This window comes from Stenotrophomonas sp. S41 (assembly GCF_016624625.1).
Taxonomy (GTDB): domain Bacteria; phylum Pseudomonadota; class Gammaproteobacteria; order Xanthomonadales; family Xanthomonadaceae; genus Stenotrophomonas.
In genome coordinates this window covers 1-15,125 of the sequence record NZ_JACVTV010000029.1, presented here as the reverse complement: position 1 = coordinate 15,125, position 15,125 = coordinate 1, and the positions used below count along the sequence as shown (strand labels likewise).

Here is a 15,125-nt window from a genome sequence, read left to right as displayed (position 1 = left end):
TGCCCCGCCCTGGTAGCGGCCAACCTTGGTTGGCGCCCTTCGCCGGGCATGGCCCGGCGCTACCGTGCTTCGGGCGTTCCTTGATGGAACACCACCCGCCATTCCTGCGCATGCCGACGCCACAGCGAACTGCGCAGCACCCAGCGCTGCGGCTGGCCATCCACGTGGTAGCGGCTGCGGTAACGCACCTGGGCCAAGTCCTGCGTCAGCAGCGAGACTGCGTACTGTTCAGATTCGATCTGCACCTGCGCCCGCTCCAGCGGGATCTCCGCCAGCGCCGCCGTACGGCCGTAGCACTGGCCGGAGCTGCCGATCTCGCTGAAATCCTCATCCAGCAGTTCCGACAGCCGCACACGATCACCGCGCACCTGCGGGGTGTGCAGCGCGCGCTCCAGATGTTCCAGCTCGGCCGCCAGCGCCGCGTCGGCAGGCTGGCCGGAGGTGTTCACGGCGGATCCTGCGCCAGCACGTGCGGCGCCGTCGGCGTCGCCAGCGGCACGCACTGCCCCGGCTGCGCGACCCGGTGCCCACGTGCTGCCAGCGCCTCGCCATCGGCCGCACTGGCGTAGTGGTAAAGCATCATCCGCGACTGCAGCTCGGCGCTATATTCGCGCTCCAGGTCATCCACGCCGGTGTGCGACGGGTTGCCATGCAGGCCGCAGTCGTGGGCGATCAGCTCGTTGTCATTGGCGAAGCGCGCCAGCATCTCCGGAATCGGCCGGGTATCGCCGCTCCAGGTCAGCGCGCCCTGCAGGCGCAGCCCGTAGGCGGTCTCCGGCCAATGGTGGCGCGCCGGGAACACTTCCAGCCGCACGCCCTCGTGCCAGAACGCATCGCCCACCACGATCAGCTGGAACGCATCCCAGAAGTTCGCGCCGCCCTCGGCCAGCACGTTGGGGTAATCGGCCACGCGCTTGTGCAGCAGCGGCACCACGGTGGCCGGCACGTACAGGCGCACCTTGCCGCGCCGGTGCGTGTTGAAGAAGGTATCCACGAACAGCCGCTCGAAGCCGGCCACGTGGTCCAGGTGCACATGGGTGACGAACACCGCCTGCGGCAGGTGCCCGTAGTGCGCCTTGAACGCGGTCAGCCCTTCGCCGCCGCAGTCGATGGTCAGCCACGGCCGGCCATCACGCTCGATCACCGACATGGGCGAGCCCAGCTCGACCGCCGACGCATTGCCGACGCCGAGGAAACGCAATGACCAGTCCATCAGGTGCCCCGGTTCCAGGCCATGTCGTAGGCGCGACGCAGGCGCGCGTAGTCCTTCTGCACGTCTTCCACGCTGCGCTCGCCGCGCAGCTTGACCAGCGAGCGCAGCAGGCGCTTGAGGTTGCGCTCGCGCCAGGCGGTGGCCGGGATGCGGATCACCCCGCGGTCGAAGTCGATCAGCCAGCCATGGCCGTTGCCATCGAACAGGATGTTGTGGGCATTGAGGTCGGCGTGGTCCAGGCCGGCGCGATGGAAACGCGCGATCAGCCGGCCCGCTTCTTCCCAGGGTGCGCCACGGCCGGCCACCAGCGCACGGTCGGCCAGCGAACGTACGCCCTCGATGCGCTCCATCAGGATGGCCGCGCGGTAGCGCATGCCTTCACGCATGTAGAAGGCGGCGATCGGCCGGGGCACCGGCAGCTTCTGCGCGCGCAGGGCACGCATCAGCCGGAATTCGGCGAAACTGCGGGTGCGATCCGCGCCGCGCCAGATGTACTGGTCCCGGCTGAGCTTGGCTGCCAGGCCACCGCGCAGGTAGTGCCGCAGTACGCCAGGGCCGAAGGACGCATCGACGAACCAGGCACTGCCGCGACCGCCTTCCGCCACCGGCCGGGCCCTACTGCCCCAGTGCTGGGGCGAGAACAGGCCGACCTCGGCTTGCCGCAGCCGCTCGCGGTCGAACAGAATGGCCCCGATGCCGCGACCCTCGCGGCATGGCGTCAGCGCTTCATTGGCGTCAAATACGACCATTCCATTGAGTCTAACAACACATGGCATCAGCGTCCTCATCCTTGTGCCTCCTGCGCCTGTCTGCCCTGGGGGATGTCACCCACGTTGTGCCCCTGGTGCGCACCCTGCAGGCCGCGCGCCCGGACACGCCGATCCACTGGATCATCGACAAGGTCGGCCAGAAGCTGCTTGATGGCCTGCCCGGCGTGGTCTTCCATGCGTACGACAAGAAGACCGGCATGGCCGGCGTCAAGGAACTGCGCAAGCAGCTGCCGCCGGGGCGCTTCGATGCGCTGCTGCAGATGCAGGTGGCGTTCCGCGCGAACCTGCTGTCGGCCTTCATCCCGGCCGAGCGCCGCATCGGCTATGACCGCAGCCGCTCCAAGGACCTGCATGGGTTGTTCATCAACGAACGCATTCCCGACCGGCCCGGCATCCACGTGCTCGATGCGATCGGCAGTTTCTGCGAGCCGCTGGGGCTGTGCCAGACCGAAGTGAGCTGGGACCTGGCGGTGCCGCCGTCGGCCTACGAGTGGGCCGCGGCGCAGTGGCCCGATGATGGCCGCCCGGTGCTGATGATCTCGCCGTGCTCCAGCCACGTCATGCGCAACTGGTACGCCGACCGCTACGCAGCGGTGGCCAACCATGCCAGCGCGCGTGGCTGGCAGGTGGTGCTGTGCGGTGGCCGCAGCGAACTGGAGCGCAGCATGGCCGATGCCATCCTCACCCAGCTGGCGGCGCCGGCGCTGGACCTGGTGGGCAGGGACACGCTGAAGCAGCTGCCGGCCCTGCTGGCCCGCGCCAACCTGGTGATGACCCCGGATTCGGGCCCGATGCACATCGCCAATGCGATGGGCACCAAGGTGCTGGGCCTGCATGCGGCCAGCAACCCGCACCGCAGCGGCCCGTACTCCGACCGGCGCTACTGCGTGGACCGCTACGACGATGCCGCGCGCAAGTACCTGGGCAAGCAGGCGGCCGACCTCAAGTGGGGCACCAAGATCGAGTTCGACGATGTGATGGAACTGATCACCGTCGAGGACGGCATCGCCGCCTTCGAGCGCTATGTAGCCGATCACCTCGGCTGAGCGACCGGTGCGGGCCGCATGTGGCCCGCACCCTCCACGCAGGGCGTGGGGTTATTTGTACGACTTCTCTTCCACGTACGCCGAGCCCAGCGCCAGGTTGATCGCCTTCTTGATGCGCGCGCGCTCGTCGTTGCGCAGGTAGACGCTGCGGGCCAGATCAACGAAGGCCTGGTCGAAGGCCTGCGCCTTCTCCTTCAGGCGGACCTCGTCCTCGATGTCCCACAGCTGCTCGTTGACCGCCTTCAGATCGGCACGCAGCCTGGCAATGTCCTTCACCGCCGCCGGATGGCCCATCCAGGTGGCATCCAGCGCGGACAGCTCGCGGCGCACGTTGGCCAGCTTGCCTTCATCACTGATGCGCTCGGACTTGATCTGCAGGATCGAGATCTTGTCCAGCAGTTCGCCAAAAGAAACAGGCACGAGGATTTCAGCGGTCATGGCAGCGCTCCAGCAATTGATGCGCACATGGTAACCGCAGCGAAGACGCTGTTCCCGCGTGACAGCAACCCGATGGCGCGTCGGGTGGAACAAGCCCCTCTGTTGAGGGGCTGCCCCGACAGGGGCGGGGCGAGGCGCGCAAAGCGCGCACCGCATCCCGCGCCAGATTAAAAAAGAAGGGCTGCCTTTCGGCAGCCCTTCTTTTTTAATCTGGCGGAGAGGGGGGGATTCGAACCCCCGAGGCGCTATAAACGCCTGCCTGATTTCGAGTCAGGTACATTCAACCGCTCTGCCACCTCTCCAGGTGTTCCCCGGCGAACCGGGGACGCGCATCATACGAGGAAGCGCGGCAGACCACAAGCCATTGCGGCCCATCATGTGAAATATTTCTGACTGAACGCCTTGCCGGATGTCCGCTTGGCCGTGATGATGCCGTTCTCCCCGGCATGACCCCGCCCAGCAACCACCATGATCGAATTCGGACACCTCACCCACCCTGGCCTGCGCCGCGAGCTCAACGAGGACACCTACTACGGTGACAGCGAGCTGGCCCTGTGGCTGGTGGCCGACGGCATGGGCGGGCACGCCTGCGGCGAGGTGGCCAGTGCCCTGGCCCGCGAGACCATCGTCCGCGAGATCCGCCGTGGCGCCCCGCTGGCCCACGCCATCCGCACCGCCGACGAGGAGATCATCCGTGCCTCGCGGCGGCGCAACGACACCCTGCCGATGGGCACCACCGTGGTCGCCGCACGCGTGCAGGGCAACCGCTATGAAGTGGCCTGGGTCGGCGACAGCCGCGCCTACATGTGGCGCGACGGCCAGCTGGCCCAGCTCAGCCAGGACCACAGCGTGGTGCAGGAACTGGTCGCGCAGGGCAACCTGACCGCCGAACAGGCGCGCGCCCACCCGCACCGCAACGTGGTGACCCAGGCGCTGGGCGTGACCGACCCGAACCATCTGAACGTGGCCACCACCAGTGGCGAACTGCGCCCGGGCATGCAGCTGCTGCTGTGCAGTGACGGCCTGACCGAGGAAGTCGATGACCGCGACATCGCCCGCACCCTCGCCTACGACGACGCCAGCGCCCAGGAATGCGTGGACAGCCTGGTCGCCTCGGCCCTGGACGGCGGTGGGTCGGACAACATCACCGTCATATTGGTGCGCTGCCATTAACCCGTAGATCCACGCCATGCGTGGATGACGCGTCGTGGATGCCGGCCAGCGGCCGGCACTACCAACGCGCTTACGCGCTCGCGACCTCTTCCACCTTCGGGCCATCCCACAACGCGTGGCCGGCCTTCTTGCGCAGGCGCTCCAGCCGCGCGGTGTGCGCCTCCAGCTCTGAAGCCGTGGCCACCACGCGCGGGCGCGGCAGCAGCTGGCTGGTATCGAAGGCCAGCAGCGCGGCACCATCGGCCCCGCTGTCGTCCTCCAGGCCGAAGCCGATCTCTTCCTGCCCCGAGGTCAGCGCGATGTAGACATCGCCCAGGATCTGCGCATCGAGCAGGCCGCCGTGCAGCGCACGGTGCGAGTTGTCCACGCCCAGGCGCCGGCACAGGGCATCCAGAGAGTTGCGCTGGCCGGGGAAGCGCTCACGCGCCATCGCCAGGGTATCGATCACCGTGCAGCGGTCGGTGATCTTGCCGTACTGCGGCCCCAGCAGGGACAGCTCGTAATCAAGGAAGCCCAGATCGAACGCCGCGTTGTGGATGATCAGCTCGGCGCCATCGATGAACGCCAGGAACTCCTCGGCGATCTGCGCGAACTCGGGCTTGTCGGCCAGGAAATCCAGGCTCAGGCCGGTGACTTCCTGCGCACCCTGCTCGAAGTCGACGTCGGGCTTGATGTACTGGTGGTAGTTGTTGCCGGTCGGGCGGCGCTTGAACAGCTCCACGCAGCCGATTTCAACGATGCGGTTGCCCTTCTTCCATTCCAGGCCGGTGGTTTCGGTATCGAGGATGATCTGACGCATGGGCTCAGTTTACCGGGCTGCCGTCGCGGATCTGGATCGCGGCATTGCGCGCCAGGGTGTCGACCCGCTCGTTGTCGGGGTCACCGGAGTGGCCCTTCACCCAGCGCCAGTCGATCTGGTGCCGCAGCGTGGCCGCATGCAGGCGCTCCCACAGCTCGCGGTTCTTCACCGGGTCGCCGCCGGCGGTCTTCCAGTTCTTGCGGATCCAGCCCGGCATCCACTGGGTCAGGCCCTGCCGCACGTACTGCGAGTCGGTGTAGAGCACGATGTCGCAGGGCTCGGTCAGCGTCTCCAGGCCGGAAATGGCCGCCATCAGCTCCATCCGGTTGTTGGTGGTATGCGCTTCTCCGCCACTCAGTTCGCGCTCGTGGCCCTTGTAGCGCAGCAGTGCGGCCCAGCCACCCGGGCCGGGATTGCCGAGGCAGGAACCGTCGGTGTGGATTTCGATGGTTTTCAATACAACTCCAGATCAGGTAGCAACGGTGCCGTGCCAGCGCACCGGCAGCGGGGTCGGCCCGGGCAGGGCCAGCGTACGTTTTTCGGCATGGAACAGGCAGGCCGCGCGCAACGGCGCCCAGCCCGCCCGACGGCGGCTGCCGGCGCCCTGCCACAGCGGCCCCAGGTAGCGGGTGTCATCGCATTCCAGGCCATGGCGGGCCAGCAGCAGGCGCAGCCGCTGCGGCGTGCGCACCACCAGCCCATGCTGGCGCCAGCGGGTGCGGAAGGGGCTGAACGGGTTGAGGCTGCTCAGCCACAACTGGCCGCCGGGCATCAGCACGCGCGAGCACTCATCCAGCAGGTAATCGGCATCGGCGGCGGTGACATGCTGCAGCACGATGGCGTTGACGCTTTCATTGGCCAGCGGCAGCGGCAGCGCGCAGCGGGTGTCACCGGCATAGCCGGCGCCCTCGCGGTACAGGCGCAGGCCGCGGCCGCCGAGCTGCGCATCCTCCAGCCAGGCGGCGGTGGGTGCGATCCACAGCCAGGGCTGGGACGGCAGGCCGGCCAGCCGTGGCAGCAACAGCTGGCGCTCAAGCAGGCGCAGGGCTGCCGCCGGCTCGCTGTCGAACCACGGCACCAGGCTCGCTTGACGGTGGCTCTGCAGCAGGGGCATGGTCCAATTCTATGCGACTGACTGCCCTGACCGCATTTGCGGACAACTACATCTGGATGCTGATCGCCGACGATGGCGCCGCCGTGGTCGTCGACCCCGGCGATGCCGCGCCGGTGCTGGCGCTGGCCGACCAAGGCCTGCGCGTGGACACCATCCTGCTGACCCACCACCACGACGACCACATCGGCGGCGTGCCCGCGCTGCAGGCGCGTTTTCCCAGCGCGCGTGTGATCGCGCCGGTCGACGAGCGCATCCCGACCGCCACCGAACGGGTGGGCGAAGGTGAACGCGTTCAGGCACTGGGCCGGATGTTCCACGTACTATCCGTGCCCGGGCATACCCGCAGCCACATCGCGTTTCACACTGCTGAACATCTTTTCAGCGGAGATTCGTTGTTCAGCCTGGGCTGTGGGCGCCTGTTCGAAGGTACGCCGTCCCAGCTGCTGGCGTCGATGCGCAAGCTGGGTACCTTGCCTGTGCAACTGCTGCTTTGTTGCGCCCACGAGTACACCGTGTCAAATGCCGTCTTCGCGCGGCATGTCGACCCCGCCAACGCTGCCCTGTGGCAGCGCCAAGAGGAGGCTTTGGCCATGCGCCGCGATGACCGTTCCACCCTGCCGGTAACCCTGGCCAACGAGCTGGACTGCAATCCGTTCCTGCGTGTGCACACCGCGCCGATCCGCGCGGCGGTGTCAGCGCACCTGGGGCGCGATGTCGTGGACGACGTCGATGTCATGGCCGGTCTCCGGCACTGGAAAGACGGCTTCCGCGCATGATGCGCCGAAGTCTGCCGCTGGCCCTGGGCCTTGTCCTGGGGCTGGCCGGAAACGCGGGCGCGCAGTCGCTGGGCGCCGGCATCAGCCAGAACCTGACCGCCGCGTCGGCCGTGCCGATGGACCCGGCCCTGTTGCCGGCCGCCTCGGTCCGCAACGGCCAGGAGATCTTCGCCAGCTTCCGCGAGGGCCTGGCTGAACCGACCTGCGACGCCGAGGCCACCAGCCCGCGCTGGCAGAAGCAGTTCGCCCATGCCCCCTCGCGCCTGGCCAACCAGGATGACGATGCGCTGGTGCTGTTCGGCTACGTGGTCGAAGAACTGCGCAAGGCCAGCCTGCCCACCGAATTCGCGCTCATCCCGTTCGTGGAGAGCGGCTACCGCCCCAACGCCCGCAACGGCAGCGGCCCGACCGGCCTGTGGCAGTTCATCGCCACCACCGCGCGCAACCACCGCGTGCCGATGGCCAACGGCTACGACGGCCGCCTGTCGGCCGTGGATTCCACCCAGGCCGCGGTGCGCTACCTGAAGACCCTGCACGGCATGTTCGGCGGCGACTGGCGCCTGGCCACCATGGCCTACAACGCCGGCGAGTACCGCGTGCTGCAGTCGATGCGCAAGGCGGGGATGAACGCGCAGAACGCCAAGCCGGCGGCCCTGCCCGGCCTGTCGCCGGTCACCCATGCCTACGTCGAGAAGCTGCATGCCCTGGCCTGTGTGCTGGAGGATGCCGAAGACGAACCCGGCGTGATGGCCTCGCTGGACCGCACCGTGCCGGTGCTGAAAGGCCACACCCTGCCAGCGGGCACCAGCGTGCAGCAGTGGGCGGCGCAGCGTGCGCTGGACCCGAACCGCATTGCCCGCCTGAACCCAGCCCTGGCCGGCAGCAGCCGCCCGTCAGGCACCACCCGCGTGCTGGCCCCGGTGGCCGCCGCCTCTGCCCCGGTTGACGATGTCGCCACGGTTGCGACCGCAGCGACCGCCGTTGCCCCCAGCGCAAGCCTGCAGCCGGCCCCGCAGGTCGCCAGGACCGTGGCCAGCGCGGCCGACCGCCCGCGCAACCGCCGCCACACCGTACGCAACGGTGAATCAGCCTGGACCATCGCCCGCCGCTACGGCATGCCGGTGAAGGCCCTGCTCTCGTTGAACGGCCTGAGCGGCAGCAGCGTGCTGAAGCCCGGCGCCGTGCTGCGCATCGAAGACTGACAGCCGCAGCCGGCGGCTGCCCCCGCTGTTCGTAGAGGTCGAGCTTGCTCGACCGCTCTTCCGCTCTTCCGCCCTTTGTAGAGTCGAGCCATGCTCGACTGCTTCTTCACGTCTCCACAAAAGCAGTCGAGCATGGCTCGACTCTACATACAGCGGACGCGCCAACAAAAAAGGCCCGGCATTGCCGGGCCTTCTTCGTCCTGCTCGCCTGGCGGCTTACAGGTTCGCTTCGGTGGTCTGCACCACGAACTTCTTGCGCATCGCGTCGATGTAGGCCTTGGCTGCCGCCATGCCGTCGATCTGGCTCAGCTGGTCCTTCAGCTGCTTCTGCTGTTCCGGCGTCACTTCCTTGATGTTGCCCGGGGTGACCTTGTTCACCACGAACACCAGCGCGTGGCCGTTGACGTCGACCTTGCCGAAGCTCGGCTTGCCTTCGGCCGGCACCGGCGCACTGAAGATGGCGCGGTTGATTTCCGGGGTCGGCACCGGCTGGCTGCGCGGCAGGCCCGGCATCGGGCTGACCTGCAGCTTGTCGCTGGCCACCAGCGACTGCAGGCTGGCACCGCCCTTCAGCTTGGCCAGCACGGCGTCAGCCGCCTTGTCGCTGGCCTGGCGCTGGCGGTCGGCACGGATCGCGGCGATGACCTGCTCACGGGCCTTGTCCAGCGGCAGTGCCTGTTCCGGGGTGTGCGCGGCCACGCGGATCACGACACTGTGGTTGGTGCTGCCGCCCAGGGCGATCGGATCGCTGGCGGTACCGTCCTGCACCATCACGTCGGAGAACGCCGAGCGCAGCACGGCCGGATCGGCGGCGATACCGCTGGCGGTGGCACGGGTGATCGGGCCCAGGGTCTGCACCGGCATGTCGACCGACTTGGCTGCGGCAACCAGGTCGCTCGGGCTCTTGTTGATGGCATCGACCAGACGGCCGGCCAGATCGTTGAAGCCACGCTCGCCGTCGGCCTTCAGCTGCTCGGCGGCCAGCACGTCACGCACTTCCTCGAACGACTTGCCTTCGCCACCGCGCACGGCCGCGACCTTGATGATGTGGTAACCGAAGTCGGTCTTGACCGGACCGATCACGTCACCAGCCTTGGCGGCGAACAGCGCGTCCTCGAACGGCTTCACCATCGCGCCACGCTCGACCCAGCCCAGGTCACCGCCCTGGTCCTTGGAACCCGGGTCTTCCGAGTTGGCCTTGGCCAGCGCGGCGAAGTCGGCACCGGCCGCCTTGGCTTCGGTGGCCAGCTTGGCGGCCTTGGCTTCGGCACCGTCGCCGGTGATCAGGATGTGCGAGGCCTGGCGCTGTTCCGGGGTCGCGAACTTGGCCTTCTCTTCTTCATAGCGCTTGCGCAGGGTGGCCTCGTCGGCCGGCACCGGCGCCGGCAGGTTGGCACCGTTGAGCTCGACGTATTCCAGCGAGACCGATTCGGCCTGGCGGAAATCCTTGCCGTGGCTTTCGTACCACTGCTTGATCTGCGCGTCGGTGACCGGCGCGGTATCGGCCGGGACTTCCGGCAGCGCGACCAGCTCGACGTCACGGGTTTCACCCAGCAGCTTCAGCAGGCGCTCGGTCTCGGCCTGGGTGACGAAGCCGGAGTTCTGCAGGCCGGCCGGGATCACCGACTGCTGCAGGCTGGCACGCACTTCTTCCTGGAACTGCGACGGGGTACGCGGCGGATTGCCACCGCCCAGCGCCAGCCGGTAGTTGTTCTCGTTGAACTTGCCATCGCTGCCGAGGAAGGCCGGGATGGTCATGATGTAGTCGCGCACGGCGCCGTCACCGACGACCACGCCGGCCTGTTCGCCCACCAGGCGCACGACCTGCTCGTCGATCAGCTGGTCCAGCACGGCCAGCTTGTTCTCGGTGCTCTCGAACGCGCGCGGGTCGAAGTTCTCGCCATGCTGCTGGCGCTCACGCATGCGCTCCTGCTCGAAGCGGGTGCGGAAATCCTGCGCGCTGATCTCGTGGTGCTGCCACAGCATGCGCACCGGCCACCACGACGGCGCCGAGCGCCACCAGGTCGGCGGTGCCGAAACCTTGGCCACGTTCTGTGCGCCGACACCACCGAGGTAGCTGTTGTCGATCACGAACAGGAACGGAATCATCAGCAGCCCCAGGATCACGGTGACGATCCAGCCTGAGGTCTTGTCGCGGAGTTTCTGCAGCATGGTGAGGAATCACATGGCCTGATTGGCGAGCCCGGCAGTGTAACCCGCTTCGCGGCCCGCACCAAAAACCGCCCGGAGGCAGGCGGGACAAGGATCTGCGCCACATGCGCGGCATCCACGCCATGCCCGCGCTGGGCGCAGACGCGGCAGCCGGCGCATACTGGCCGGTCAGATGGGCGGCAGGCCCCGGCTGCGGCGCGTCACAGGCACAAGGAGGATCCCGTCCATGCGCATTCTGGTCACCGGCGCCTCCGGCTTCGTCGGGGGCGCCCTGCTGCGCCGCCTTGCCGACGTGCCCGGCGTGCAGGCCTTCGGTGTCGCCCGCCGCCCGCTGCCCCTGCCCAACTACGCCGCGCGCGACCTGTCGCAGCCGTTCGAGCTGCCGTTCCGGCCCGACGTGGTGGTGCATGCCGCCGCCCGGGTCGCCCCGTGGGGCAGCCCGGCGCAGTTCCGCCAGCAGAACGTGGACACCACCGCGCAGGTGATCGAGTTCTGCCGCCGCGCCGGCCATCCGCGCCTGCTGCTGGTGTCCAGCACCGCGGTGTTCTACCGCGAGGCGCACCAGCATGATCTGGACGAGGACAGCCCGATCGGTCCCGCTTTCCTGAATGAATACGCGCGCAGCAAGGCCGAGGCCGAACGCCTGCTGGCCCGCTACGACGGCCCGTCCTGCATCCTGCGCCCGCGCGCGGTGTTCGGCCCCGGTGACACCGTGCTGCTGCCCCGCCTGCTGGCGGCCGCGCGCCGCGGCAGCGTGCCGCTGCTGGTCAGCCCCGGTGGCCCGCCGAAGATCGACCTGATCCACATCGACACGCTGGTGGAGTACCTGCTGCGCGCCGCCCAGGCCCCGCAGCTGGGCGCGGCCTACAACCTGACCAATGCCGCCCCGGTGGACCTGCACGCCCTGCTGAAGCGATTGCTGGCCGCCCTGCAACTGCCAGCCCCACGCCGCCGCGTGCCGACCGCGCTGGCCCTGCGCGCGGCCAGCGTGATCGAAGCCGCTTGGCGCATCCTGCGCCTTCGCAGCGAACCGCCGATCACCCGCTTCGGCGTGGCCGCCTTCGCCTATTCAAAAACCTTCAATCCGCAGCGCATGCTGGCAGACCTGGGGCCACCACAGGTTTCGCTGGAGGACGGTATCGAACGCTTCATCAGCGAGCAGCGTGCGCAATGGTCGGCCTGAGCCTGAACGGGATTGCCCTGGCCAGCCTGCTGCTGGCGGTCCTGTACCTGCTGCTGATGGGCCTCAAAGCCGCCGGCGCGCTGCGCATCCTCGGCCAGCGCCCGCCTCGGCCGCAGGCGCCCGCCGGCTACGACGGCCGCGGCGTGGCGATCCTGCAGCCCATTCTTGGCGGCGACCCGCTGCTGGCGCAGGTGCTGCAGCACAACCTGCAGGCGCTGCCCGACGCGCATTTCCATTGGCTGCTGGACGAGGCCGATGCCATCGGACGCGCCACTGCGGACGCACTGTGCGCGGCACACCCCGTCCACCAGATCACCCGCCTGATTTATCCGGCCGCACCGGAAGGGACCAACCCGAAGACCTTCAAGCTGGACGCGGTGCTGCGGCAGGTGCGCGAACCGGTGCTGCTGGTGCTGGACGACGATGCGCGCCTGTCGGCGGCGGCGCTGGCGCAGCTGGTCGATGAACTGGGCGCGGCCGACGCCGACCTGGTCACCGCCCTGCCCTGCTACCGCGACGACGGCGCGCGCGGCGCACGCCTGATGGCGCAGTTCGTCAACAACAATGCGGTGCTGACCTACCTCGGCCTGCTGCCGTGGCTGCCGCCGCTGTCGATCAACGGCATGTGCTACGCGCTGCGCAGCGAACGCCTGCGTGAGCTGGGCGGATTCACCCCGCTGCTGCGGATGCTGGCCGACGACCTGGCCCTGGCCCGTGCGCTGCGCCGACAGGGGGCGCGCCTGTTCCAGTCCACCGCGCCGGTGGAAGTGCAGACCCACGTGCCGACGCTGCAGCGCTACCGCCAGCAGATGCACCGCTGGATGCTGTTCGCGGTGCTGCTGCTGCGCGATGAATCACCGCGCCTGCGCCTGTTGATCGGCGTGCTGCATGGCCTGCCGCCGCTGCTGCTGTGGGTGCTGCTGGTGCTGGCGGTGCTGCCGCCGATCGGACTGCCAGCACTCGTTGCCGCGCTGGTGCTGGTGCTGCGCACAGGCCTGCTGGTGCACCTGCAGCGCCGCGCCGGCGGTCGCGCCCGTCATCGCCCGCTGGCATCGCTGCTGGCCGAACTGCTGCAGCCATTCCACCTGCTGCATGCGGCCTGCGTGCGCCGCATCCGCTGGCGCACCCGGCTGTACCAGGTGCGGGCGAATGATGATTTCCAGGGCGGCTGAGCCGATGCCCACGGCCACACCGCAACTGCAACTGGCCTTCCTCACCGGGCAGAGCGATCCGGCGCGCTGTGCGCTGAGCCCGCTCCAGCGCGCATTCGGCGATGCCCTGCTGGCACGAGGCCGGGTGCTGCATCCCTGCAATTTCCCCTACGACGCCGCCACGCCCGAGCACCAGCCCGCCGCGCTGCTGTCGGCCAGCTGGCACAACAGCCGCCATTACCTGCGCTCGCGCCAGCCGGGTTTCGCCGCAGCGCACGCGCCGGCACTGGCCCAGCTGCTGCACGCCGCACCGCACACCCTGCTGCTGGTCGGCAGCTGCGGGCTGGAACTGCTGGCCAATCTCGCCCTGCCGCCAGCCCTCGCACAGCGCTGCAGCGTGCTGGCCTACGGACCGGTCGCACGCCGCGCACCTGCGGTCGCCCACCTGCAGATCCTGGTGGGCCGCCAGGACTGGATCTCGCGGCTGGGCTGGCGCGGCGCACGGCAGTGGGTCGACAGCGGTCACATGGATTATCTGCAGCAGCCGGACGTGCTCTCCATCGCCCGCGACCTGGCCGCGCGCCTGCAGCAGGAATACGCATGAAGATCGAACTGCTCGCCCCGCCCTACAGCGGCCACCTGCACCCGATCCTCGCCATTGCCCGCCAGCTGCAGCCACAGCACGACGTAACGGTGCTGAGCACGCCCGGCGCACAGGCAGCGATCGCCGCAAGCGGACTCAACGGTGGCGTGCTGTTGTCGGCAGACCAGGAGGCGGCGCTGTGGCTGATCGCCAACCCGCCCACGCCGGTCAAGGCCAATCCACTGCGCCTGCACGCGCAGCTGACCCAGGCGCTGCGGCTGATGGAACAGATGCGGGAATCGCTGCAGCAGCGCTGGCAGCACGCACGCCCAGATCTGGCCATCGTCGATTTCACCCTGCCCCCGGCCGGATTGCTGGCCGCCGAGCTCGGCATCCGCTGGTGGACCAGCCTGCCCTCGCCCTGCGTGCTGGACTGCATGGACGGCCCGCCGCCGTATCTGGGCGGCCAGCGCCCGGCGCGCACGGGCTGGCAGGCGCTGCAGCATGCTGGTGGCCGCCAGCTGACCCGGCTGTTCAAGCGCGGCGTGCACGCGTGGCAGCGCCCGGCGATGCAGCGGCTGGGCGTGCCGTCGATCTATCGCGCCGATGGCAGCGAACGCGTGTATTCAGATGAATGCATCCTCGCCCTGGGCGTGCCGGAGCTGGAATTCCCGCGCACCTGGCCACGCGCGCTGCAGTTCATCGGGCCGATGCTGCATACACCGCCCAGCACGCACGCAGCACCGCCGTTCGTGGATGGCGCGCGGCATCTGCTGGTCACCGCCGGCACCCACCAGGACTGGATCAAGCCGCGCCTGGCCGAGGCGGCGGCGACGCTGGCGGCGCTGCACCCGCAGTGGCAGATCCACGTCAGCGACGGCCACCAGCATGAAACAAGCGATGCATTGCAGCCGCTGCCGAACCTGCACCGGCTGCCATTCGTCGATTACGCGCGCCACCTGCACCGCTATGACCGCGTGCTGCACCACGGTGGCGCCGGCGTGATGTACCACGCACTGCGCGCCGGCGTGCCATCGCTGGTCCATCCACTGGATTACGACCAGTTCGACCACGCCGCGAGACTGCAGGACGCAGGCGCAGGGCTGTGGCTGCGCGATCTGGATCAGCTGCCAGCGCTGTTCGCACGCGCACTGCAGGCCGATGCGTTCCCGGGGCTGGCCGCGCTGCAGGCATCCGTGCAACGGCATCTGGCGGTGGAAGCGGTGCTGGACCGCGTCGCATCGCTGCGGTAGCGCCGGGCCACGCCCGGCGTAGATCGACCCCGAAAAAGCAAAATGCCCGCAGGTCCAGGACCGACGGGCATCTTCTTTGACATTTCAAACTCTGCTGGCGGAGCGGACGGGACTCGAACCCGCGACCTCCGGCGTGACAGGCCAGCATTCTAACCAGCTGAACTACCGCTCCACATGGGCAGAACTTGTTGGGATCCGGGATGGCGGAGCGGACGGGACTCGAACCCGCGACCTCCGGCGTGACAGGCCAGC

At 68.7% G+C, this 15,125-nt stretch carries 16 protein-coding genes and 2 tRNA genes; 8 read left to right on the top strand and 10 right to left on the bottom strand.

Annotated features, from left to right (window positions below; all coding sequences use genetic code 11):
- Positions 1–59 precede the first annotated feature (59 nt).
- The 3 genes from IAE56_RS08575 to IAE56_RS08565 are packed head-to-tail and all read right to left on the bottom strand — an operon-like array spanning position 60 to position 1,962.
- The gene (locus tag IAE56_RS08575) at positions 60–449 is read right to left on the bottom strand and encodes a nuclear transport factor 2 family protein (protein WP_200752235.1); all 390 of its coding nucleotides are present in this window, start codon (positions 447–449) and stop codon (positions 60–62) included.
- Positions 446–1,213 carry an MBL fold metallo-hydrolase gene (locus IAE56_RS08570; protein ID WP_200752234.1) on the bottom strand — a complete coding sequence of 256 codons (768 nt, stop codon included), beginning with the start codon at positions 1,211–1,213 and terminating at the stop codon, positions 446–448. The genes IAE56_RS08575 and IAE56_RS08570 overlap by 4 nt, the downstream gene beginning before the upstream one ends.
- Positions 1,213–1,962: a 3-deoxy-D-manno-octulosonic acid kinase gene (locus IAE56_RS08565; protein WP_108767969.1), complete on the bottom strand. Its 750-nt coding sequence runs from the start codon at positions 1,960–1,962 to the stop codon at positions 1,213–1,215. The genes IAE56_RS08570 and IAE56_RS08565 overlap by 1 nt, the downstream gene beginning before the upstream one ends.
- Before the next feature lie 20 nt (positions 1,963–1,982).
- Between IAE56_RS08565 and IAE56_RS08560 the strand changes: the two genes are divergently transcribed.
- On the top strand, positions 1,983–3,029 hold the full coding sequence (locus tag IAE56_RS08560) for a glycosyltransferase family 9 protein (protein ID WP_200752233.1): 1,047 nt from the start codon (positions 1,983–1,985) through the stop codon (positions 3,027–3,029).
- A 51-nt stretch (positions 3,030–3,080) separates the two neighbouring features.
- Here IAE56_RS08560 and IAE56_RS08555 read toward each other — a convergent pair whose 3' ends face one another.
- Both IAE56_RS08555 and IAE56_RS08550 read right to left on the bottom strand, forming a co-directional pair.
- A complete protein-coding gene (locus IAE56_RS08555) occupies positions 3,081–3,467 on the bottom strand; it encodes a DUF6165 family protein (RefSeq protein ID WP_200752232.1) in 387 nt (128 codons plus the stop codon).
- Between the two features lie 211 nt (positions 3,468–3,678).
- A tRNA-Ser gene (locus tag IAE56_RS08550) sits at positions 3,679–3,769 on the bottom strand.
- Between the two features lie 166 nt (positions 3,770–3,935).
- On the opposite strand from IAE56_RS08550, the gene IAE56_RS08545 reads away from it, so the two are divergent.
- On the top strand, positions 3,936–4,640 hold the full coding sequence (locus IAE56_RS08545) for a protein phosphatase 2C domain-containing protein (RefSeq protein ID WP_108767966.1): 705 nt from the start codon (positions 3,936–3,938) through the stop codon (positions 4,638–4,640).
- A 70-nt stretch (positions 4,641–4,710) separates the two neighbouring features.
- Here IAE56_RS08545 and dnaQ read toward each other — a convergent pair whose 3' ends face one another.
- Genes dnaQ through IAE56_RS08530 form a run of 3 tightly spaced genes read right to left on the bottom strand, consistent with a single transcriptional unit; the run spans position 4,711 to position 6,553 of the window.
- The gene (dnaQ, locus tag IAE56_RS08540) at positions 4,711–5,439 is read right to left on the bottom strand and encodes a DNA polymerase III subunit epsilon (protein ID WP_200752231.1); all 729 of its coding nucleotides are present in this window, start codon (positions 5,437–5,439) and stop codon (positions 4,711–4,713) included.
- Between the two features lie 4 nt (positions 5,440–5,443).
- Positions 5,444–5,896 carry a ribonuclease HI gene (rnhA, locus tag IAE56_RS08535; RefSeq protein ID WP_079220822.1) on the bottom strand — a complete coding sequence of 151 codons (453 nt, stop codon included), beginning with the start codon at positions 5,894–5,896 and terminating at the stop codon, positions 5,444–5,446.
- 12 nt (positions 5,897–5,908) lie between these two features.
- Complete coding sequence (locus IAE56_RS08530; protein ID WP_200752230.1) at positions 5,909–6,553, bottom strand: class I SAM-dependent methyltransferase; 645 nt, start codon at positions 6,551–6,553, stop codon at positions 5,909–5,911.
- Positions 6,554–6,564: 11 nt separating this feature from the next.
- Between IAE56_RS08530 and gloB the strand changes: the two genes are divergently transcribed.
- Complete coding sequence (gloB, locus tag IAE56_RS08525; RefSeq protein WP_200752229.1) at positions 6,565–7,329, top strand: hydroxyacylglutathione hydrolase; 765 nt, start codon at positions 6,565–6,567, stop codon at positions 7,327–7,329.
- A complete protein-coding gene (locus IAE56_RS08520; RefSeq protein WP_200752228.1) occupies positions 7,326–8,531 on the top strand; it encodes a lytic transglycosylase domain-containing protein in 1,206 nt (401 codons plus the stop codon). The genes gloB and IAE56_RS08520 overlap by 4 nt, the downstream gene beginning before the upstream one ends.
- Positions 8,532–8,747: 216 nt before the next feature.
- Here the strand turns inward: IAE56_RS08520 and IAE56_RS08515 are convergent, their stop codons facing one another.
- Positions 8,748–10,703, bottom strand: coding sequence for a peptidyl-prolyl cis-trans isomerase (locus IAE56_RS08515; RefSeq protein WP_200752227.1), 1,956 nt, complete (start codon positions 10,701–10,703; stop codon positions 8,748–8,750).
- Positions 10,704–10,929: 226 nt separating this feature from the next.
- Between IAE56_RS08515 and IAE56_RS08510 the strand changes: the two genes are divergently transcribed.
- The 4 genes from IAE56_RS08510 to IAE56_RS08495 are packed head-to-tail and all read left to right on the top strand — an operon-like array spanning position 10,930 to position 14,873.
- Positions 10,930–11,886 carry an NAD(P)-dependent oxidoreductase gene (locus tag IAE56_RS08510; RefSeq protein WP_234455975.1) on the top strand — a complete coding sequence of 319 codons (957 nt, stop codon included), beginning with the start codon at positions 10,930–10,932 and terminating at the stop codon, positions 11,884–11,886.
- Positions 11,874–13,058, top strand: a complete 1,185-nt coding sequence (locus tag IAE56_RS08505) for a glycosyltransferase (RefSeq protein ID WP_200752225.1) — start codon at positions 11,874–11,876, stop codon at positions 13,056–13,058. The genes IAE56_RS08510 and IAE56_RS08505 overlap by 13 nt, the downstream gene beginning before the upstream one ends.
- Positions 13,036–13,641, top strand: coding sequence for a hypothetical protein (locus IAE56_RS08500; protein WP_200752224.1), 606 nt, complete (start codon positions 13,036–13,038; stop codon positions 13,639–13,641). Before IAE56_RS08505 ends, IAE56_RS08500 begins: the two co-directional genes overlap by 23 nt.
- Positions 13,638–14,873 (top strand): nucleotide disphospho-sugar-binding domain-containing protein, encoded by a 1,236-nt coding sequence (locus tag IAE56_RS08495; protein ID WP_200752223.1) that lies wholly within the window; start codon positions 13,638–13,640, stop codon positions 14,871–14,873. The genes IAE56_RS08500 and IAE56_RS08495 overlap by 4 nt, the downstream gene beginning before the upstream one ends.
- Positions 14,874–14,968: 95 nt before the next feature.
- Here IAE56_RS08495 and IAE56_RS08490 read toward each other — a convergent pair.
- Positions 14,969–15,045 (bottom strand) — tRNA-Asp (locus IAE56_RS08490).
- Between the last annotated feature and the right edge of the window lie 80 nt (positions 15,046–15,125).